The sequence below is a fragment of the Streptomyces sp. BE20 genome, from assembly GCF_036322525.1.
Lineage (GTDB): Bacteria > Actinomycetota > Actinomycetes > Streptomycetales > Streptomycetaceae > Kitasatospora.
The window spans coordinates 139,887-159,903 of record NZ_JAQYWW010001203.1 but is presented as its reverse complement, the minus strand read 5'-3'; the positions used below and the strand labels follow the sequence as shown (position 1 = coordinate 159,903).

16 protein-coding genes are annotated in these 20,017 nt (G+C 73.3%); 15 read left to right on the top strand and 1 reads right to left on the bottom strand.

The annotated features are described in order from the left end of the window. The first annotated feature begins 14 nt into the window (after nt 1-14). The 4 genes from PUR61_RS39345 (at nt 15) to PUR61_RS39330 (ending at nt 3,633) form a co-directional block, all read left to right on the top strand. Nucleotides 15-674: a hypothetical protein gene (locus tag PUR61_RS39345; RefSeq protein WP_329884729.1), complete on the top strand. Its 660-nt coding sequence runs from the start codon at nt 15-17 to the stop codon at nt 672-674. A 289-nt stretch (nt 675-963) separates the two neighbouring features. After that, a complete protein-coding gene (locus tag PUR61_RS39340) occupies nt 964-1,743 on the top strand; it encodes a response regulator transcription factor (RefSeq protein ID WP_329884728.1) in 780 nt (259 codons plus the stop codon). A gap of 20 nt (nt 1,744-1,763) precedes the next feature. Continuing rightward, nucleotides 1,764-3,317 carry a sensor histidine kinase gene (locus PUR61_RS39335; protein WP_329884727.1) on the top strand — a complete coding sequence of 518 codons (1,554 nt, stop codon included), beginning with the start codon at nt 1,764-1,766 and terminating at the stop codon, nt 3,315-3,317. A gap of 43 nt (nt 3,318-3,360) precedes the next feature. Continuing rightward, complete coding sequence (locus tag PUR61_RS39330) at nt 3,361-3,633, top strand: hypothetical protein (RefSeq protein WP_329884726.1); 273 nt, start codon at nt 3,361-3,363, stop codon at nt 3,631-3,633. Here PUR61_RS39330 and PUR61_RS39325 read toward each other — a convergent pair. Then, a complete protein-coding gene (locus tag PUR61_RS39325; RefSeq protein WP_329884725.1) occupies nt 3,611-4,291 on the bottom strand; it encodes a helix-turn-helix transcriptional regulator in 681 nt (226 codons plus the stop codon). The genes PUR61_RS39330 and PUR61_RS39325 overlap by 23 nt on opposite strands. Nucleotides 4,292-4,348: 57 nt before the next feature. Between PUR61_RS39325 and PUR61_RS39320 the strand changes: the two genes are divergently transcribed. The 11 genes from PUR61_RS39320 (at nt 4,349) to PUR61_RS39270 (ending at nt 19,824) form a co-directional block, all read left to right on the top strand. After that, complete coding sequence (locus tag PUR61_RS39320) at nt 4,349-5,242, top strand: oxidoreductase (RefSeq protein WP_329884724.1); 894 nt, start codon at nt 4,349-4,351, stop codon at nt 5,240-5,242. 146 nt (nt 5,243-5,388) lie between these two features. After that, nucleotides 5,389-6,780, top strand: a complete 1,392-nt coding sequence (locus PUR61_RS39315; RefSeq protein ID WP_329884723.1) for an oxygenase MpaB family protein — start codon at nt 5,389-5,391, stop codon at nt 6,778-6,780. A 369-nt stretch (nt 6,781-7,149) separates the two neighbouring features. Beyond that, the gene (locus PUR61_RS39310) at nt 7,150-8,694 is read left to right on the top strand and encodes a cytochrome ubiquinol oxidase subunit I (protein ID WP_329884722.1); all 1,545 of its coding nucleotides are present in this window, start codon (nt 7,150-7,152) and stop codon (nt 8,692-8,694) included. Nucleotides 8,695-8,786: 92 nt separating this feature from the next. Next, nucleotides 8,787-9,812: a cytochrome d ubiquinol oxidase subunit II gene (gene cydB / locus PUR61_RS39305; RefSeq protein ID WP_329884721.1), complete on the top strand. Its 1,026-nt coding sequence runs from the start codon at nt 8,787-8,789 to the stop codon at nt 9,810-9,812. A gap of 4 nt (nt 9,813-9,816) precedes the next feature. Beyond that, nucleotides 9,817-13,329 (top strand): thiol reductant ABC exporter subunit CydD, encoded by a 3,513-nt coding sequence (cydD, locus tag PUR61_RS39300; RefSeq protein ID WP_329884720.1) that lies wholly within the window; start codon nt 9,817-9,819, stop codon nt 13,327-13,329. 300 nt (nt 13,330-13,629) lie between these two features. Further along, the gene (locus tag PUR61_RS39295) at nt 13,630-15,309 is read left to right on the top strand and encodes a sensor histidine kinase (protein ID WP_329884994.1); all 1,680 of its coding nucleotides are present in this window, start codon (nt 13,630-13,632) and stop codon (nt 15,307-15,309) included. Between the two features lie 221 nt (nt 15,310-15,530). After that, complete coding sequence (locus PUR61_RS39290) at nt 15,531-15,944, top strand: DUF1508 domain-containing protein (protein WP_329884719.1); 414 nt, start codon at nt 15,531-15,533, stop codon at nt 15,942-15,944. Then, nucleotides 15,934-16,341 (top strand): hypothetical protein, encoded by a 408-nt coding sequence (locus PUR61_RS39285; protein ID WP_329884718.1) that lies wholly within the window; start codon nt 15,934-15,936, stop codon nt 16,339-16,341. The genes PUR61_RS39290 and PUR61_RS39285 overlap by 11 nt, the downstream gene beginning before the upstream one ends. Before the next feature lie 476 nt (nt 16,342-16,817). Then, complete coding sequence (locus PUR61_RS39280; RefSeq protein WP_329884717.1) at nt 16,818-17,882, top strand: PstS family phosphate ABC transporter substrate-binding protein; 1,065 nt, start codon at nt 16,818-16,820, stop codon at nt 17,880-17,882. A gap of 113 nt (nt 17,883-17,995) precedes the next feature. Further along, nucleotides 17,996-19,042, top strand: a complete 1,047-nt coding sequence (locus PUR61_RS39275) for a substrate-binding domain-containing protein (RefSeq protein ID WP_329884716.1) — start codon at nt 17,996-17,998, stop codon at nt 19,040-19,042. Between the two features lie 182 nt (nt 19,043-19,224). Next, nucleotides 19,225-19,824 (top strand): hypothetical protein, encoded by a 600-nt coding sequence (locus PUR61_RS39270; RefSeq protein ID WP_329884715.1) that lies wholly within the window; start codon nt 19,225-19,227, stop codon nt 19,822-19,824. The last annotated feature ends 193 nt before the right edge of the window (nt 19,825-20,017 follow it).

Genomic DNA, 20,017 nt, shown 5'->3' with positions numbered 1-20,017 from the left:
AAGGACCGCAGACCATGAGCCACGAGATCGAGCCGCGCACCCCCGCCGAGCAGGTCACCCTGCTCGCCACCCCGCCGGACGCCCGGGACGTCTCCGCGGAGCTGGCCGCACCGCCACGCCGCCGGCTGCCCTGGGTGACGCTCGTCCTCGCCGGGGCGGTGATCGCCACGGCCGCGTTCGCCGGTGGCGCCTGGTACCAGCGGGACCACGGCTCCGAGGGCTCCGGGCGGACGGCCGCCTCCGGCGGGCAGCAGCCCCGGGCGGCGGCGAGCGGCTTCGGGGCCAACGGCAACCGCAGGAACGGCCAGGGCGGTCAGGGTGGTCAGGGCGGCCAGGGAACGGGGGCCGGTCAGGGCGGTCAGGGCGGCTTCACCCGGGGCACCGTCAAGGCCGTGGACGGCACCACCGTCTACCTGACCGACGCCAACGGCAACACCGTGAAGGTGACCACGGGCGATACCACCAAGGTCCAGCTCAACAAGGAGGGCAAGGTCGCCGACCTCCAGCCCGGGCAGAGCGTCACCGTGGTCGGCACCCCGGCCGCCGACGGCGGCTACGCCGCGACCCAGCTGGTCCAGGGCGCCACCGGTTTCGGGGCGGGCGGCTTCGCCGGTGCCGGTGCCGTACCCGGTGCCGGGGCCGGAGCCGGCACCAGGAACCCGTCCGGGGGCTGAACCCGGCCCGGCAACCCCGGACGACGACCCCGCGCGGCCCGGCCGAAACCTCCCCGGGGGGCCGGGCCGCGCGGCTCCCGGACCGCCCGCCCCGGGCCGTTCGCTCCCGGCCCGGGGGCCTCCCGGACCCGTGCGCACACCATCCAGGCCGACCCTGTGGGCCCGGCCGCCTAAAACCGCCCGATAAGGTGTTAATCCAACATTCATCGATGGCTCATACCCTCCCCGGGCTAGCCTCGATCCGAATGTCATCGTCCGACCGGGAGGCGGAACCCCCGTGCAAGGCACTGTGTCCACAGCAGGAACCCCGGCGGTGAACGGCGGCGGTCCTGGGGAGGCCTTCCTCCTGGTCGTCGACGACGAACCGAACATCCGCGAGCTGCTCTCCGCCTCGCTCCGCTTCTCGGGCTTCCGGGTCGCCTCCGCCGCCAGCGGCGCCGAGGCGCTCGAACTGATCGCGGCCGAGCGGCCCGACCTGGTCGTCCTCGACGTGATGCTCCCCGACCTCGACGGCTTCACCGTCGTCGAACGGCTCCGCGAGCAGACCAGCCGCGGCCTCATAGCCGGGCCCGTCCACGGCCATCCCGGCGACCACCTGCCGGTGCTGTTCCTCACGGCCAAGGACGGGGTCGGTGACAAGGTCCAGGGCCTGGCCGTCGGCGCCGACGACTACGTCACCAAGCCGTTCAGCCTGGAGGAGCTGATCGCCCGGATCCGCGCGATCCTGCGCCGCTCCGGCGGACCGGCCGAGGACGGCCGGCTGATCGTCGCCGACCTGACCCTCGACCCGGTCGCCCACGAGGTCACCCGCGGCGGCGCCCCCGTCGCGCTCTCCCCGACCGAGTTCAAGCTGCTGCACTACCTGATGGCCAACGTCGGCCGGGTGGTCTCCAAGGCTCAGATCCTCGACCACGTGTGGGCCTACGACTTCGGCGGCGACCTCTCCATCGTCGAGTCGTACATCTCCTACCTGCGCCGCAAGCTCGACTCGGGCCCGGCCCACGGCCCCAAGCTGATCCACACCGTGCGCGGCATCGGCTACGCGCTGCGCCGTCCGCCGCAGGCCTGACCGCCCCGCCCCGCCCCCGTATGCGCCGCCTGCTGCTCTCGCTGCCCGCCCTGCTCCGCCGTCCGTCCCGGACGCTCGGCCGGCTGTCGCTGCGCGCCCGCCTGCTGGTCCTCGTGCTCGTCCTGGTCACCACCGGCCTGGTGGTCAGCGACGCCGTGGTCCTCGGCACGGTGCGGGTCCAGCTGGTCCAGCGGCTCGACGAGCAGCTGCAGCGGTTCGGCGAACCGCTCGCGCACCGCGCCCCGTCCCGGGTGAACTGGCAGGAGAACAAGCAGCAGTCGCCCTCCCCCGGCGCCAAGCGCGCCGCCCCGCAGTACCTGGCCGCGCTGCCCAGCCAGTACCTGGTCCAGTACCTCTCGGCGGACGGCAAGGTGCAGCTGGTCGTCCGCCAGCCCGTCTCCGAGAACGACCCGGCACCGCAGCTGGCCGGCCTCGAACCGGCCGCCACCGACCCCGACACCCCCTTCGACCTGCCCGACCAGCGCGGCCGGCGCACCTGGCGGGCACTGGTCCTGCCGCTCCAGCGCCCGCCGGCCCAGCCCAGCATGTTCGCCGCCCCCGCCCCCACCCCCGCCTACCTGATGGTCGCCGTCTCCCGCGAGGACATCGACGGCACCGTCGCCCGGCTGCACACCGCCTTCGTCGGCATCGGCGGCGCGGTGCTCGTCCTGATCGCCGCGCTCGGCTTCTTCGCCGTCCGGGCCGGGCTGCGTCCGCTGAGCCGGATCGAGGAGGGCGCCGAGCGGATCGCCGCCGGGGAGCTCTCCCACCGGATGCCCGAGTTCGACCCGCGGACGGAGGTCGGCCGGTTGTCCGTCGCGCTCAACGGCATGCTCACCCAGATCGAGGCCGCGTTCGCCGCCCGGGCCGAGTCCGAGGCCCGGATGCGGCGGTTCGTCGCCGACGCCTCGCACGAGCTGCGCACTCCGCTGGCCGGGATCCGCGGCTTCGCCGAGCTCTACCGGATGGGCGCGCTCCCCACCGAGGCCGACGTCAAGCGCACCATGGGGCGGATCGAGAACGAGGCCGTCCGGATGGGCACGCTGGTCGAGGACCTGCTGGTGCTGGCCCGGCTCGACGAGGAGCGCCCGCTCGACCTCGCCCCCATGGACCTGCGCACCCTCGCCGCAGACGCCCTGCACGACCTCACCGCTCTCGACCCGTCCCGCCCGGTCGCGCTCACCGGCCCCGCCGGCACCGGCGCGCCCGGACCCGCGCCCGTGCTCGGCGACGAGGCCCGGCTCCGCCAGGTGGTCACCAACCTGGTCGGCAACGCCGTCAAGCACACCCCGCCCGGCACCCCGGTACGGATCGGCGTCGGCACCGACGGCGGTCTCTGCCTGCTGGAGGTCGCCGACTCCGGGCCCGGTCTCACCGCGGACCAGGCGGCCCTGGTGTTCCACCGCTTCTACCGGGTGGACGCCTCCCGCAGCCGCCCCGACAAGCGCGGCGGGGCCGGTCTCGGCCTCGCCATCGCGACGGCCCTCACCCATGCCCACGGCGGCACCCTCACCCTCCACACCGCCCCGGGCGCCGGCGCCACCTTCCGCCTGGAACTTCCCCACCAGCGCTGAAACCCCCCGATCGGGTGAACCCCGATCGTCCACTGTGGAGGGCATGGATGTTCCCGAGGGCTTCCACGCGGAGATCCCTGAGGGAGCCATCCGGACGTCACCCGCGGGCGGGGCCCGGCACATGACGATCAACCGGCGGATCGTCGACGACTTCGACGACGGCGGCGCCGTCACCGTCCTCACCGGCCCCGGTCCCGAGCGCGGCGCCTACGCGTGCTCGGTGCGGACCTCGTACGGGGAGGGCGCGGTGATCCCCGAGGGGCCGGCGAAGGGCTTCGTGATCGGGCCGGACGTCACCGGGGCGCGTCGGGGGTGAGCGGCTCGTCCCGGAGTCCCTGGGCGAGCAGGCCGGCCTGGAAGCGGGAGGTGGCGCCGAGGGACGTCATCAGGTCGGCGACCCGGCGGCGGTAGGTGCGCAGCGAGACGCCGAGCAGGCGGGCGCCGGTCTCGTCGGTGTGGCCGGCGGCGAGGGCGCGCAGGATGTGGCGGGCCTGTTCGGTCAGCGGGGGAGGGGCGGCGGTGCAGTCGGCGAGGTCGGTGGCCGTCTCCCAGGTGGCGCGGAAGAGGGAGCGCACGCCGTCGACGACCTCCGGGGTGTTCACCACGGTGTACGTGCGGACGCCGCGGACGGGGGCTCCGGCCAGGATCGCGGTGCGCCGGTCGATGATGATCGCCTCGCGGGTGAGCGGGCCGTCGGAGATCCGGACCTCGATGCCGGAGGCGGCGATCCGCAGCAGCCGCCGGTGCGACTCGGGATCGGCGAGGGCACGCCGGGTGTAGAGCTTGCGCATGGTGAGGCCGGGGACGACGTGCGGCCGCTTGCCCTCGCGGAAGGCCGCGTTGACGCCGGCCGACCAGGTCATCAGATCGGCGGCGGCGACCAGGAACTCCTCGTGCGAGGCGACGAAGAGGTGGCCGGCCCGTCGGACGAGTTCGCTCTCGCCGTGCAGGGTGATGATCCGATCGGTGCTCATGGCAGCAACCTGCCAGATCGGAGGGCGGCCCCGCGAGCCCGCCCGAGGCTTGGTGCCATGACGACCACACCCGATGTCTCCGCGGCCGGCACCTTCCACCTCGGCGGCGACCTGCCGGTGTCCCGGATGGGATTCGGCGCGATGAAGCTGCCCTCCCACGACTGGGACGGCCCCGCCTGCGACCCCGGGCAGAGCCGCGAGGTGCTGCGCCGGGCGGTCGAGCTCGGCATCGACCACATCGACACCGCCTGGTTCTACTTCCACCGGGACGTCTCCGCCAACGGTCTGATCCGGCAGGCCCTGCACCCGTACCGGGACGACCTGGTGATCGCCACCAAGGTCGGACCGGGCCGCGACCCGGAGGGGAACTGGCTCCTCCCGGCCGACCGGGAGGGCCTGCGCGCGGCCGTCCACCGCAACCTGCGGGAGCTCGGCGTGGACCGGCTGGACCTCGTCTACCTGCGCCGGATGCCCAGTCAGTCCTCGATCGCCGAGCCCTTCGCGGCCCTGGCCGAGCTGCGGGCGGAGGGCCTGATCCGGCACCTCGGCGTCAGCAACGTCGACGCCGCCCAGCTCGCCGAGGCGGAGGCGCTCGCGCCGGTGGTCGCCGTGCAGAACAAGTTCAGCGTGCTGGAGCACACCGAGGCCGGCGACCGGCTGCTGGCCGACTGCGAAGCGAAGGGCATCGCGTTCGTCCCCTTCTACCCGCTCGGCGGCACCGGGGTGCCCGACCACCCGGCCCTGCGCCGGGTCGCGGAGCGCCACGGCGCCACCCGGGCCCAGGTGATGGTGGCCTGGCTGCTCGCCCTCTCGCCGGTGACCCTCGCGATCCCGGGCACCTCCTCGCCGGCCCACCTGGTGGAGAACGTCGCCGCCGCGGGGCTGCACCTGGACGCCGCGGACCTCGCGGAGCTGGGGGCGCTCGCCGCGGAGCCCGTCGCGAGGACGTGAGCGGGGCCCGGGGCGAGGTCTCCCGGGGGCCGGCAGAGCGCCAGCCGGTAGGACGATCCGACTAATCCTGTGCGTGTTTCCCCGACGGACCGCCGGGAATGCCGCCCCCGGCACGGGAAGGCCCAGCAGCCCCTTGGAGAGTCCTGATGGCGTCGAAACCCCCCACCAGCCCGGCGGCCGGTCCAGCGGTCTCGTTCCGGCGAGACCTCGGCGAGTGGCGGATCGGGCTCGTCGCCTGGCGGCTGCTGGTGCTGCAGGCCTCCCACCCGGTCGTCGGGGCCGGGATGGCCGAGCACTCCACCTACCGGGGCCACCCGTGGCGCCGGATCGAACACACCCTCGGCAGCGGGCGCCGGCTGTTCCAGGCGGACGAGGAGCAGCTGTGGCGGGAGGTGCAGCGCCTCGACCGGGCGCACCGGCGGATCCGCGGGACGGGCGGGGACGGCCGCCCGTACGACGCGCACGACCCCGGCACCCGGGCCTGGGTGCTCCTCACCCTCTTCGAATCCGTCGTCACCATGCGGGAGCTGGGCGGAGACCCGTACAGCGGAGATGAACTCGAAGAGCTGTACCGGGAGTTCAGGGAGGTCGTGGGCGTTTTCGGGCTGCCCGACGGCGCGTTGCCGCCGACCGCCGCCGACCTTCCGGCCTACCTGCTCCGGACGGCGGCCCAGGAGCTGGAGTTCACGGACGCGGCGCGGCACCTGCTGTACGAGATGCTGCACGAGGCCCCCTGCCCGCGCCGGCTGCGGTTCCTCGGGCCGGTCGGCTGGCGGCTGCTGCGGGCGGTGGTCGGGCGGCTGGTCACCGAGCTGACCGTCGCCGACCTCCCGCCGGTCTACCGGGAGCGGTTCGGGCTGGTCCGCACGCGCCGCGCGGCCCTCCTCTCCCGGCTGCTGCACCGCGGCGGGCGCGTCCTGATGACCGGGCTGCCCGACCGCTACCGCTACCGCTCCGCCGCCGGACGGCCGCCCGCCGCGCCCCGGCGGCCGTCCGGACGGGACACCCGGCCGCCCCGGTTGGACCGCTTCTTCCGCGAGGTCCTCGACCAGACCGGCGACGGCCACCTCACCGTGCGCGACCTGCAGGCCATGGCGCACAACGTCTGCTGGCAGCTGGAACTCTCCGAGGACGGCGAGGCGCGCGTGTACACCGCCTTCGAGGTCTGGTGGGAGCAGCTGCGCGCGACCATGGACGCCGACGGCGACGGCCGGATCAGCCAGGCCGAGTTCGTCGCCGCGACCCTGGCCGGGTGCGACCGGGACCCGGCCTACCTGGAGGGCGGGCTGCTCCCCGCGCTGCGGGCCGTGCTGGCCGCCGCCGACACCGACCAGGACGGGCGGCTGGACTTCGCCGAGTACCGCGTGCTGTTCGGCAGCCGGCGCGTTCACCCGGCCGAACTGTCGCACGGGTTCCGCCAGTTGGACACCGACGGCGACGGTGTCATCACGGCGGACGAGTTCCTCCGTGCGTTCGTCGACTACTTCACCGCCCGGGCCCCCTCGGCCCCCGGCACCCAGCTGCTCGGCCGGGCCTAGCCGGTCCCGCCGCGCAGGCCCGGCGGCACGCTCCCGCGCGGAGCGGCGCCTCCCCGGGATTGCGTCGTTCCGTACGGTCCGGACGTTGTCAATGTGCCGGATCGTCCAAGAAGCCACCTCCACCCACCCGGCCGCTCGTTGTGGCCGGGCGGTCGGCTTCGCAGACTGTGCGCACGGCATCGCCGCCGGTCAGTGGCGGGCCTCACGCACCCCGCCCACCAATCACTCGTAAGGATGATGGATACTGATGCTTGTGAACGTGTTCACGTTCACAAGCGGACAAGCGTGCGCGGTTGGGCAGCGGTCTACAGCTATAGATGAAGTTTGTCCGAAATATGACCTCGACAGGTCGGTTGGAGAGAGGGCGACGTGGAACTGGCAATCGCTCACGAAACCATTGCGCGATGGCAATTCGGCATCACCACCGTCTACCACTTTCTCTTCGTCCCGCTCACCATCAGCCTCGCCGCCATCGTGGCCGGGCTGGAGACCGCCTGGGTGCGGACGGACAAGGAGAAGTACTTCCACGCCACCAAGTTCTGGGGCAAGCTCTTCCTGATCAACATCGCGATGGGCGTGGTCACCGGCATCGTCCAGGAGTTCCAGTTCGGCATGAACTGGTCCGACTACTCCCGCTTCGTGGGTGACGTGTTCGGCGCCCCGCTCGCGATGGAGGCGCTGATCGCCTTCTTCTTCGAGTCGACCTTCATCGGGCTCTGGATCTTCGGCTGGGACAAGCTGCCGAGGAAGCTGCACTGCGCCTGCATGTGGATGGTGTCGCTCGGCACCGTGCTCTCCGCCTACTTCATCCTGGCGGCCAACTCCTGGATGCAGCACCCGGTGGGCTACACGGTCGACCCGGTCACCGGGAAGGCCCAGCTCACCGACATCGTCCGGGTGCTCTTCCAGGACACCACCGTCACCGTCGTGCTGCACACCCTGACCGCGGCCTTCCTCACCGGCGCGGCGTTCATGGTCGGCATCGCCTCGTTCCACCTCTGGAAGGCCAAGCGCAAGCCGGAGACCGCGGACGTCAAGAAGGTCGCGGTGATGCGGACCTCGCTGCGGCTCGGCCTCGTCCTCGCGGTGGTCTTCGGTCTGGGCACCGCACTCAGCGGCGACTCGCTCGCCAAGGTGATGTTCCGCCAGCAGCCGATGAAGATGGCCGCCGCCGAGGCGCTCTGGGACGCCCAGGCCCCCGCGCCGTTCTCGATCTTCGCGGTCGGCGACGTCGGCAAGGGCCACAACTCGGTGGAACTGGAGATCCCCGGGATACTGTCCTTCCTCGCCAACAGCGACTTCAGCTCCTCCGTCCCCGGCATCAACGACACCGCCAACGTCGAGGCGGCCAAGTACGGCGGCGACCCGAAGGACTACATCCCGAGCATCTTCGTCACCTACTGGGGCTTCCGCCTCATGATCGGCTTCGGGATGACCTCCTTCGTGGCGGGGGTGATCGGGCTCTGGACCACCCGGCGGAAGTGGCTCCTGGCCCCGGAGTTCCGCACCGGGGACACCGAGGTGCCGCGGCTGATGCTCACCCCGAAGCGCGAGCTCGGCCCGTTCCTCACCAAGTGGAGCTGGCGGATCGGCATCCTCACCATGGGATTCCCGCTGATCGCCAACAGCTTCGGCTGGATCTTCACCGAGATGGGCCGTCAGCCCTGGGCGGTCTTCGGGCTGATGACGACCGCCAGCGCGGTCTCGCCGAACGTCGGCATCGGCACCCAGATCGGCGCGCTGGCCACCTTCACCACGCTCTACGCGATCCTCGCCGTCGTCGAGGTGCGGCTGCTCGTCAAGTACGCGAAGGCCGGCCCGGTGACCTCCGAGCAGCCGCCCACCGAGGACCCGTCGCTGCGGGGGCCGTCCTCGGACGACGACGCCGACAAGCCGCTCGCCTTCGCCTACTGACGCCCCGGCAGCTGCACCGGCCGGCCCCGGGCAGCACCGCGGACCACCGAGGACCACTGAGGACTACTGAGGATCGATAGGACCGATTGACCATGGAACTCCACGACGTCTGGTTCGTCCTGATCGCCGTCCTCTGGATCGGCTACTTCTTCCTGGAGGGCTTCGACTTCGGCATCGGCATCCTCACCAAGCCGCTCGCCCGCAACACCGCCGAGCGGCGGGTGCTGATCAACACCATCGGCCCGGTCTGGGACGGCAACGAGGTCTGGCTGCTGACCGCCGGCGGCGCGACCTTCGCGGCCTTCCCGGACTGGTACGCGACGCTGTTCAGCGGCTTCTACATCCCGCTGCTGCTGATCCTGGTCTGCCTGATCGTCCGCGGCGTGGCCTTCGAGTACCGGGCCAAGCGGCCGGAGCCGCGCTGGCAGCGGAACTGGGAGGAGGCGATCTTCTGGACCTCGCTGATCCCCGCCTTCCTCTGGGGCGTCGCCTTCGCCAACATCGTCCACGGCGTCGACATCGACGCGCAGAAGAACTACGTCGGCACCTTCTGGGACCTCCTCAACCCGTACGCGCTGCTCGGCGGGCTGGTCACGCTCAGCCTGTTCACCTTCCACGGCGCGGTGTTCGCCGCGCTGAAGACGGTCGGCGAGATCCGCGACCGGGCGCGGGCCATGGCGCTCGGGCTCGGCCTGACGGCGGCGGCGCTCGCCGCGGTCTTCCTGATCTGGACCCAGGCCGACAGCGGCAACGGCTGGAGCCTCGCCGCCCTGGTGATCGCCGTGCTCGCCCTGGTCGGCGCGCTGGTCGCCAACCAGCTGGGCCGCGAGGGCTGGGCCTTCGTCCTCTCCGGGGCGACCGTCGTGGCCGCGGTCGCGATGCTCTTCCTCTCGCTCTTCCCGGACGTCATGCCGTCCACCCTGAACGAGAGCTGGAGCCTGACCGTGACCAACGCCGCCTCCTCGGCCTACACGCTCAAGCTGATGACCGTGGTGGCCGCCGTCTTCACCCCGCTCGTGCTGCTCTACCAGGGCTGGACGTACTGGGTGTTCCGCAAGCGGATCGGCGTCCAGCACATCCCCGGGCACGACCCGGCCGCCGCGCTCGACCAGGCCTGACGCCGTGAAGCCCGTCGACCCCCGACTCCTCGGGTACGCCCGCACCACCCGGGCCTTCCTCGCCGGATCGGTCCTGCTCGGTGCGGCCGGCGCCGCCCTGGTGGTCGTCCAGGCGAGCCTGATCGCCGAGATCGTGGTCCGCGGCTTCCAGCAGCGGGCCGGGCTGGGCGAGCTCGGCACGCCGCTGGCGCTGCTGGTGCTCACCGCGGTGGGCCGCGGGCTGGTCGGCTGGCTCACCGAACTGACCGCCCACCGGTCCGTCGCCCGGGTGAAGTCCACCCTGCGGCGCCGGCTGCTCGACCACGCCACCGCGCTCGGCCCGGCCTACCTGGCGGGCCGGCGCACCGGCGAGCTCACCGCCCTCGCCACCCGGGGCGTGGACGCGCTCGACGACTACTTCGCCCGCTACCTGCCGCAACTGGCGCTCGCCGTCGTCGTCCCGGTGATCGTGCTGCTGCGGATCGTCGGCGCCGACTTCGCCTCCGCCGCGATCATCGCGGGCACGCTGCCGCTGATCCCGCTCTTCATGGTGCTGATCGGTCTGGCCACCCAGTCGCGGATGGACCGGCAGTGGTCCGCCCTGTCACGGCTCTCGCACCACTTCCTGGACGTGGTCGCGGGGCTGCCCACGCTCAAGGTGTTCAACCGGGCCCGCGCCCAGGCCGCCACCATCGCCCGGATCACCGCCGACTACCGCCGGGCCACCCTGCGCACCCTGCGGATCGCCTTCATCTCCTCCTTCGCGCTGGAGTTGCTCTCCACCCTGTCGGTCGCGCTGGTCGCCGTCTCGATCGGCTTCCGGCTGGTCGACGGCACGCTCGACCTGGAGACCGGGCTGCTGATCCTGATCCTCGCCCCCGAGGTCTACGCCCCGATCCGGCAGGTCGGCGCGCTCTACCACTCCAGCGTCGAGGGGCTGACCGCCGCCGACGAGATCTTCCGGGTGCTGGAGACCGACCGGCCGGCCGCCGGCGTCACCCCGGCGCCCGCCCTGGCCGGGGCGACCGTCCGGTTGAATGGGCTCACCGTCGCCTTCCCCGGCCGCACCGCGCCCGCCCTCGACGACGCCTCGCTCACCCTGCGCCCGGGCGAGACCGTCGCCCTCACCGGACCGAGCGGCGCCGGCAAGTCCACCCTGCTCGGCGTCCTGCTCGGCCTCACCGCCCCGGACGCCGGCACCGTCCGGATCACCGCCGCCGACGGGCGGACGTACGACCTCGCCGAGCTCGCCCCGGAGGGCTGGCGGCGGCAGATCGCCTGGGTGCCGCAGCACCCGCACCTCTTCGCCGGCACCGTCGCCGAGAACGTGGCGCTCTACCGGCCGGACGCCCCCGACGCGGAGCTGCGGGAGGCGCTGCGGGCCGCGCACGCCCTGGACTTCGTGGAGCGGCTGCCGCAGGGGCTCTCCACCGTGCTCGGCGAGGACGGCGCCGGACTCTCCGCCGGGCAGCGGCAGCGGCTCGCGCTCGCCCGGGTCCTGCTCGCCGGCGACCGGCCGCTCGTCCTGCTCGACGAGCCGACCGCCAACCTGGACGGCGCCTCCGAGGCGGCGGTCGTCGACGCCGTACGGGAGCTGTCCGCCGACCCGGCGCGCACCGTGCTGCTGGTCGCGCACCGGCCCGCGCTGCTCGCGGCGGCCGACCGGCGGGCCCACCTGGCCGGTCCGGCGGTCGCTCCCGGGGCCCCGGTCGCCGCTCCGGCGGGCGTGCTCGCGCACAGCGGGCGGCCGACCCCGGACGCCCCGGCGGCGGAGGACGACGCACCGGGGCCGGACGTGGTCCGGCCCCGGCTGGCGCTCTCCGTCCTGCTCGGCGCGCTCGCCCTCGGGTGCGCCGTCGCCCTGATGGCCACCTCCGGCTACCTCATCTCCTACGCCTCCGAGATGCCGCCCGTCCTCTACCTGATGATGGCCGTCACCTCCGTCCGCGCCTTCGGCATCGGCCGCAGCGTCTTCCGCTACGCCGAGCGGCTGGTCTCGCACGACGCCGTGCTGCGCACCCTCGGCACCCTGCGCGCCGCCGTCTACCGCAGGCTCACCGTGCTCGCCCCGGCCGGGCTGCCCGCCTTCCGGCGCGGCGACCTGCTCTCCCGCCTGGTCGCCGACGTCGACGCCGTCCAGGACCACTACCTGCGCTGGCGGCTCCCGGCCGCCGTGGCCGCCGTGGTGTCGCTGGCCGCGGCGGCGGCGATGGGCGCCTTCCTGCCCGCCGCCGGGCTGGTCCTCGGACTCGGCCTGCTGCTGGCCGGCGCCGTCGTCCCGGCACTGGCCGCCCGCTGGTCGGCCGGCGCCGAGCGCCGCCAGGCGCCCGCCCGGGGCCGGCTCGCCACCACCGTGGTCGACGCCCTCAGCGGGACGGCCGAGCTCACCGTGGCCGGCGCCCTGCCCGGCCGGCTCGCCGCCGTCCGGGCCGCCGACGCCACGCTGACCGGTCTCGCCGCCCGCTCGGCGACCACGGCCGCGCTCGGCACCGGCCTGATCTCCCTGCTCACCGGCGTCACGGTGGCCGCCGCGGCGGCCGTCGGCCTGCGCGGCGTCCAGACGGGCACACTGGCGCCGGTCTGCCTCGCGGTGGTCGTGCTCACCCCGCTGGCGGCCTTCGAGGCGGTCACCGGGATGCCGCTCGCCGTCCAGGCCCGCCGGCGCAGCCGGGCGGCCTCGGCGCGGCTGGCCGAGGTGCTGGACGCGCCGCCCGCCGTCGCCGAGCCGGCCGTCCCGGCGACGCTGCCGGAGCGGCCGCTCCCGATCGAGGTGCGCGGGTTGACCGCCCGGTACCCGGGGCAGCGGGTCGACGCGCTGGCCGGTCTCGACCTCGACCTCACCCCCGGTCGGCGGATCGCCGTGGTCGGGGCGTCCGGCTCCGGCAAGACGACGCTCGCCCAGGCGCTGCTCCGCTTCCTGGACCAGAGTGCCGGCAGCGTGGTCCTCGCCGCCGGCTGTCCACAGGCTGTGGACAGCCGGGAGCTCGCGGGAGACGACGTCCGCCGGGTGATCGGCCTCTGCGCCCAGGACGCGCACGTCTTCGACAGCTCGCTCCGGGAGAACCTGCGCCTCGCCCGGCCCTCGGCGGGCGAGGCGGAGCTGCGGGCCGCGCTCGCCGCGGCCCGGCTGCTGGACTGGACGCTGACCCTGCCGGACGGGCTGGACACCATGGTCGGCGAGCACGGTGCCCGTCTCTCCGGCGGTCAGCGGCAGCGGCTGGCGCTGGCCCGGGCGCTGCTCGCGGACTTCCCGGTGCTGGTCCTCGACGAGCCCGCCGAGCACCTGGACCTGCCCACCGCCGACGCGCTCACCGCCGATCTGCTGGCCGCCACCGCCGGGCGGACGACCGTCCTGATCACCCACCGGCTGGCCGGGCTGGACGACTCCACGGTGGACGAGGTGCTGGTGCTGGACGCCGGCCGGGTGGTCGAGCGGGGCCGGTGGTCGGAGCTGGTGGCCGAGCCGGGCGGGCGGCTGCGGGCGATGCGGGAGCGCGAGCGGGAGGCGGACGGCCTGCTGGTGCCGGTGGCGGCCTGACCGGCGACGGTCGCGTCGCTACTTCGGCGGAAAACCGTACAAACTACGCTCGTCACCATGGACCCCTCGCCATCCCTGCCGCCCGACCCCGCCGTTCCCGCCGACCCCGTCGTGACACCGGGCCGGACCGGCCGCGCCGTGCCCGCCGGGCCCGCTGCGCCCGCCGGGCCGGAGCCGGCGCCCGAACCCGGCACCGACCCGGCCCCGCACCGGGTGCCCGAGATCGCCTCGCTCGGCCTGGACACCCTGGTCACCGAGGTCGCCGAGCGGCTGCAGTCCGCCGCCGCAGTCACCGACCGGATGCAGCGGCTGCTGGAGGCGGTGGTCTCGGTCGGCGCCGGGCTCGACCTGCACGCCACCCTGCACCGGATCGCCACCGGCGCCGCCGAACTCGTCGACGCCCGGTACGCGGCCCTCGGCGTGATCGCCCCGGGCGGGCACGGACTGTCCGACTTCATCCACGTGGGGATCGATGACGGCAACGCCGCCGAGATCGGCGAGCTGCCGGTCGGACGGGGCATCCTCGGCGTCCTGATCGACCGCCCCGAGCCCCTGCGGCTGAGCGACCTCGGCGCCGACCCGCGCTCGTACGGCTTCCCGCCGCACCACCCGGCGATGCGGACCTTCCTCGGTGAGCCGATCCGGATCCGCGACGAGGTGTTCGGCAACCTCTACCTCACCGAGAAGAAGGGCGGCGGGGCCTTCACCCCCGAGGACGAGCAGGTGGTGCACGCGCTCGCCGCCGCCGCCGGTGTCGCGATCGAGAACTCCCGCCTCTACGAGGAGGGGCGGCGCCGCGAGCGCTGGATCGCCGGCGCCGCCGCCGTCACCACCGCGCTGCTCTCCACCGAGGAGGCGGAGGTCGCGCTGACCGTCGCCGCCGAGCAGGTCCGCGAGCTGGCCGACGCGGCGCTCGGCATGATCCTGCTGCCGACCGCGGACGTGGACGCCGACGCAGGCGCCGAGGCCGCACAGATGCGGATCGCCCACGCCTCCGGGGAGGCCGCCGAGTTCGTCCGCGGCGAGCTGCTCCCGCCGGACAGTTTCGCGGCCCGGCTGCTCAAGGGGGAGAGCGTCCACCTCGACGACATGTCCACCGACCCGAGCGTGGTGATCCGGGCGGCCCGCAGCTTCGGCCCGTCGCTGGCGGTGCCGATGGTCGCCGCCGGCCGGGTGCTCGGCGGGCTCTGCGTCTGGCGCCCGCGCGGCGCACTGCCGTTCACCGAGGCCGAGAAGCAGCTCGCCGAGACCTTCGCCTCGCAGGCCGCGCTCGCCCTGCGGCTCGCCGAGGGCCAGCGGGACCAGCAGCGCCTCGCCGTCTTCCAGGACCGCGACCGGATCGCCCGCGACCTGCACGACCTGGTGATCCAGCGGCTGTTCGCCACCGGGATGATGCTGGAGGGCGCCGCCCGGCGGGCCGTGGTGCCGGAGGTGAGAGTCCGGATCGGCCAGGCGGTGGACGAGCTGGACGCCACCATCCAGGAGGTCCGCACCACGATCTACGCCCTCCAGCACGACAACCACGGCGACGCGCCCGACACCCTGCGCACCCGGGTGCTGCGCGAGTGCAGCCAGGCCGCGGCGGCGCTCGGCTTCAAGCCCTCGGTCTCCTTCATGGGGCCGGTGGAGAGCCTGGTCGGCGAGAAGCCGGGTCGTCAACTCCTGGCGGCGCTGAGGGAGATGCTCTCCAATACGGCCCGTCACGCGCGGGCGTCCCGGGTCGGGGTGGAGGTCGAGGCGACCGTGCACCTGGACGACGCCGGGCACCCGGTGGGCGGGGACCCGGAGTCCCTCGACCGCGGCGGCCGGCCCGGCGTGCTGCTGACCGTCACCGACGACGGCGTCGGCATCCCCGAGGGCGGCCGGCGCAGCGGCCTGCGCAACCTGACCCGGCGCGCCGAGGCACTCGGCGGCGACGCCTGGCACGAGCCAGGGCCCTACGGGCGGGGCACCAGGGTGCGCTGGACGGCCCGGCTCTGAACACCCGTGCAGGTGGTGGGCCCGGTTCGAACTGTTTGTGGACGGTGCGGAGCGGCTCCGGGAGTGGTTGGCGCGCGGTTGGTGTGCACCCGGTGAAAGTTTAACGAGAGAGAACTTCCCGGCCAACGGAGCAAGTTGTGCATTTCCTGGGCTTCCGGCGGTCTCGTGTGCACACATAGCTTTACTCCCGTCTCGGAGAGGTACCGGACTGTGGGGGAGCAGTGGACGCGTCTGGCCGCGGTCACACCGCAGCGGGGGCAAGTCGAGGGGGGTTTCGAGCAGAACGTGCACCGGACGGGCGGTACCGCTGGCAGTTGAAGGCGCCCAACGGCCGGGTGGTGGCCGTGACCGCGGCGGCGTACGACACGGCCGGGGAGGCGGAGCGCGGCTTCGACGGCTTACGGGCCGGGGCCGAGAGCCTCACCGCCCGGATCACGCACGTCCGGGACGGCATCGGATGGGTCTGGGTCATCCCCGGCTCGCGCGCCCTCCCGGAGGTCCGGTCCAGCCGCGCGTACGAGCGGTACGCGACCTGTCAGAACGCCTTCCGTCGCTTCGTGGTGCTGCTGGCGAAGCAACCCGCTCTCGAACTCCCGGACCGTGGAGTGTCGTTGAGGTTCCCCGATGTCCGCTGAACGACGCGGACCGAAGCTGCTGACCGTCCCGGCCGGGGACCGCTGCCTCGGCTGGGCGCTGCGCGCCGCCAACGGGCGGCAACTCGGCGTCGGCGTGCGGACCTACCGGAGCGAGGCGGAACTCGCCGACGCCCTCCGGGAACTGATCATCGAACGGACCGCGCTGCGATGTACCGTCGGCCAGTCCGACGCGCGGCTCTGGGTCTGGACGGCCTACCTGCCGGTCCGCACCACCCGTCCGGGCGCCGCCGACGCGGCCGGCCCGGTGGCGCGCAGCGCGCGCGGCTACCTGAGACGGGACCAGTGCCAGGCCGGCGTGGAGGGCTTCCGCGCCGGGCTCCAGCACCTGGGCCAGGAGTTGCGCCGGCTCGGGCGCGACGGCACCTGGCCCTGGTAGTCCGGGCCTCCGGTCGCCCCTCCTCTCCCCGCCGCGCCCGCCCCGCCCACTCCGGTGCCGCTGCGGAGCTGCGCCCGTGCTCATCCCGGCGGCCCGTTCGCCGGTGCGGCCCGTTCTTCCTGCTCGTCGCGGTCCCGTGCCCGTTCCCGCTCGCCCCACCTCTCCCCTTCCCCCCTTTTCCGGTGAAGCGCAGGTTTCCGGCAAACCCCCGAGTCGCCACCTGGAGAAGAACGTAACCGGCCTCCCACCTGCGGATTTACCACCCTGCTCGACCATCCTGACCAGTCGCTAAACCTCTCCGAACCGAGATATCGACAATCCCCCCGGGTCACTGACCACCCTTCCGACGGAACCGCGCCGACCGACAGGATCGGCACTGCCGGAGAGGCCGCCGCGGACGCGGTCACCCGGCCCCGGGACTGACAACCAGTACCCGGGCAAGCGATGTACGTCTCTCCCACCGGAGGAACCGGAACATGCGCAAGACCGCTGCCAAGCTGCTCGCCGCCGCCGCCATCGCGACCTCGGTCGTCACCGTCGCGAGCGGCACCGCCGTCGCCGACCCGTCGACGCTGCCGACCCTGCCGCTCGCCCAGGACATCGTGGGCGTCGGCTCGGACACCACCCAGGCCGTCCTGAACGGCCTCTCGGTCGGCTACAACGCCTCCCTGCCGGCCGGCAGCACCCTGCCGCGCCTCTACAGCTGGGACGCGACCGGCTCCTCGCCGATCACCACCAAGACCGGTGCGACCTCGATCGCCCGCCCGAACGGCTCCGGCGCCGGCATCAACGCGCTGAACACCAACACCAGCACCACGGTCGACTTCGCCCGCTCCTCGCGTGGCCCGCAGCTCGGCGACCCGGCCACCGACATCTTCGTCACCCTGGGCAAGGACGCGGTCTCCTGGGCGGCCAAGTCGGGCGGCAACGCGCCGTCCAACCTGACCACCGCCCAGCTCAAGGGCATCTACGAGTGCACCATCACCAACTGGACGCAGATCAGCGCGACCCTGCCGAACGCCACCATCAAGCCCTTCCTGCCGCAGACCAACTCCGGCACCCGGTCCTTCTTCCTGAAGGCCATCGGCGGCGCCACCGCCGTCGTCCCGGGCGCCTGCGTCACGGCCAACCCGCTCGTCCAGGAGAACCAGGGCACCGACCCGGTCCTGAACGACGCCAACGCGGTCGTTCCCTACTCCGTCGCCCACTACATCGGCCAGGTCTTCAACGGCCACGCCTCGGGCAGCGACGCCCAGGGCCCGCTGACCATCCGTGACATCAACAGCATCGTGCCGGTCAGCACCGCCACCCCGAAGGTCATCAACTCCTCCTTCGCCGCCACCGCCTACGGCCGCGTGATCTACAACGTGGTCCGCGAGGCCGAGTGGACCGCGACCGACGCCCACGGTGTCGCGCTGCGCGCCATCTTCGGTGTCGGCGGCTGGATCTGCACCAACGGTGGTGCCGGTTCCGCGATCATCAAGGACTACGGCTTCCTGGCCCTCCCGAACGGCGCCTGCGGCTCCACCACCCACATCTGATCCACCGCGCCACCCGCACGATCCGCACCGAGTGCACCACCCGGCGGTCACGGGCCTCGCGCCCGTGGCCGCCGGCCCCACCGGACGACCGCCGCACAGGGAGCAGGGGAACGATGCGCACAGTCTTGGGCAAGCTGCTCGCCGTCACGGCGGTCACCGCCTCACTGGCTGGCCTGGGGAGCGGCTCCGCCGCCGCGGACCCGCCCGGGGGAGTCGTCCCCGCACCGAACTCCATCGTCGGCGTCGGCTCGCAGACCACCGCCCCGCTGCTCAACCAGCTGACCGCCGACTACAACGCCTACCTGACGTCCCTGGGCAACGTGACCGCGCCGCGGGCGTACAGCTTCGACGCCGTCGGAACGCCGATCATCACGCTGAAGACGGGCCTCCCCGCCGCCTCCCGGCCCCTCGGACTCCAGAACGGTCTGGTCGCGCTCCAGGCGAACCCCAACGGGGTCGACTTCGTCAGGTCGGACCGGGGCCGGCTGCCCTCCGACCCCACGACCAACAGCTTCGTGGCCCTGGCCAAGGACGCGGTCTCCTGGGCGGCCACGTCGGGCGGCAACGCGCCGGTGGGTCTGACCTCGACCGAGCTGAAGGGCATCTACGAGTGCACCTTCACCAACTGGCAGCAGATCAACCCGTTGCTGCCGAACGCCGTCATCAAGCCCTTCCTGCCGCCGGCCGACTCCGGCACCCGGCTGCGCTTCCTGAGGGCCGTCGGCGGAGGCACCTCGGTGATCCCGGGCGGGTGTGTCACGACCACCCCGGTCGAGAACCAGGGCCTCCACCCGCTGCTCAACGACCCGGACGCGGTGTTCCCCTACTCGGTCGGCCACTACATCGGCCAGGTGTACTTCGGCCGCAGCCTCCCGGGCGACGCGCCGGGCTCGCTGACCGTCCGCGCGGTGAACGGGATCCCGCCGGTCGACACCACGACCACCGCGATCAACGCGCCGTTCGCCGGGTCGCTCTACGGGGGGCTGGTGCACGACGTGGTCCGGCAGGCCGCCTACGTCGCGACCACCCCCCAGGGCACCGCCCTACGGAACTTCCTCGGGACCACCGGCTGGATCTGCGGGAACGCGACCGCGGTGACCGACATCAAGACCCACGGCTTCCTCCCGCTGCCCGCCGGCCTCTGCGGCACCCTCTCCTGACCGGCTTCCGGCCGCGCCGGGCGCACCGGCCGCCGGGCCCGCAGCCGGGCCGCGGCGCCGTTCCCGGGCCAGATCTTCGGCCGCCGACCCCGCCGGGCAGTGCGGGGCCGGTGCCGACGAGGCGACCTCCTGGTCGTCTGCTCCACCCAGCACAACCTTTCACCTCTCCTTAGGAGTCCAGCATGTCCCGTACCCGCGCCCGTCTCGCCGCCACTGGTACCGCCGTCGTCCTCGCCGTCACCGGCATGAGTGGTGCGGCCGTCGCCGACACGGCCCCGGCGAGCACGCCGTCCACCGGCAGCGCGGTGGTCAACTCCAGCACCACCTTCCTGAAGGACCAGGCGCTCAACGGCATCGTCGTCATCCCGCTGCCGACCGCCGCCCCGTCGTACGACAGCACCACGGGCATCTCCACCACCTTCCCGGTGACCGGCGGTTCGGCGAACCTCTCCGGCTACTACGGCGACATCGACCTCGGTGGCGGCCTGCTCTTCATCAACGTCTTCACCGGCAAGAGCGCCACCTTCAAGCAGCTCCACTTCAGTGTCGACTCCTGGCAGATCTCCGGCGTGCCGGTCGGCGGCACCGCGCCCGTCGTCCTGCTGGACCCGGCCGGCGACAGCCAGATCGGTCGCAACGGCGCCGTCCAGACGCTCAACACCTCCGACCTCCAGCTGGACGCCGCCGGCGCGGAGTACCTGGACTCCAAGCTCAAGACCAGCTTCTTCAAGGCCGGCCAGTCGGTCGGGACCTTCGCCCTGACGTTCACTCAGGGCAGCTGAACCGCGGCCCGTCAGTGATCGCCGCACCATGACGGGCCCGCGCTCCGGCGCGGGCCCGCTCGTATGCGGAGTTCCCAACTCCGGTACGGAGTCGTCGCGTTGTGTTCTCGTACATCCGGTCGACCTGATCCGGCCATGTCCGGATGGCCGAATAGTAGGCAACCGGAGCCGTCACCCCTCAACGCGACCATTC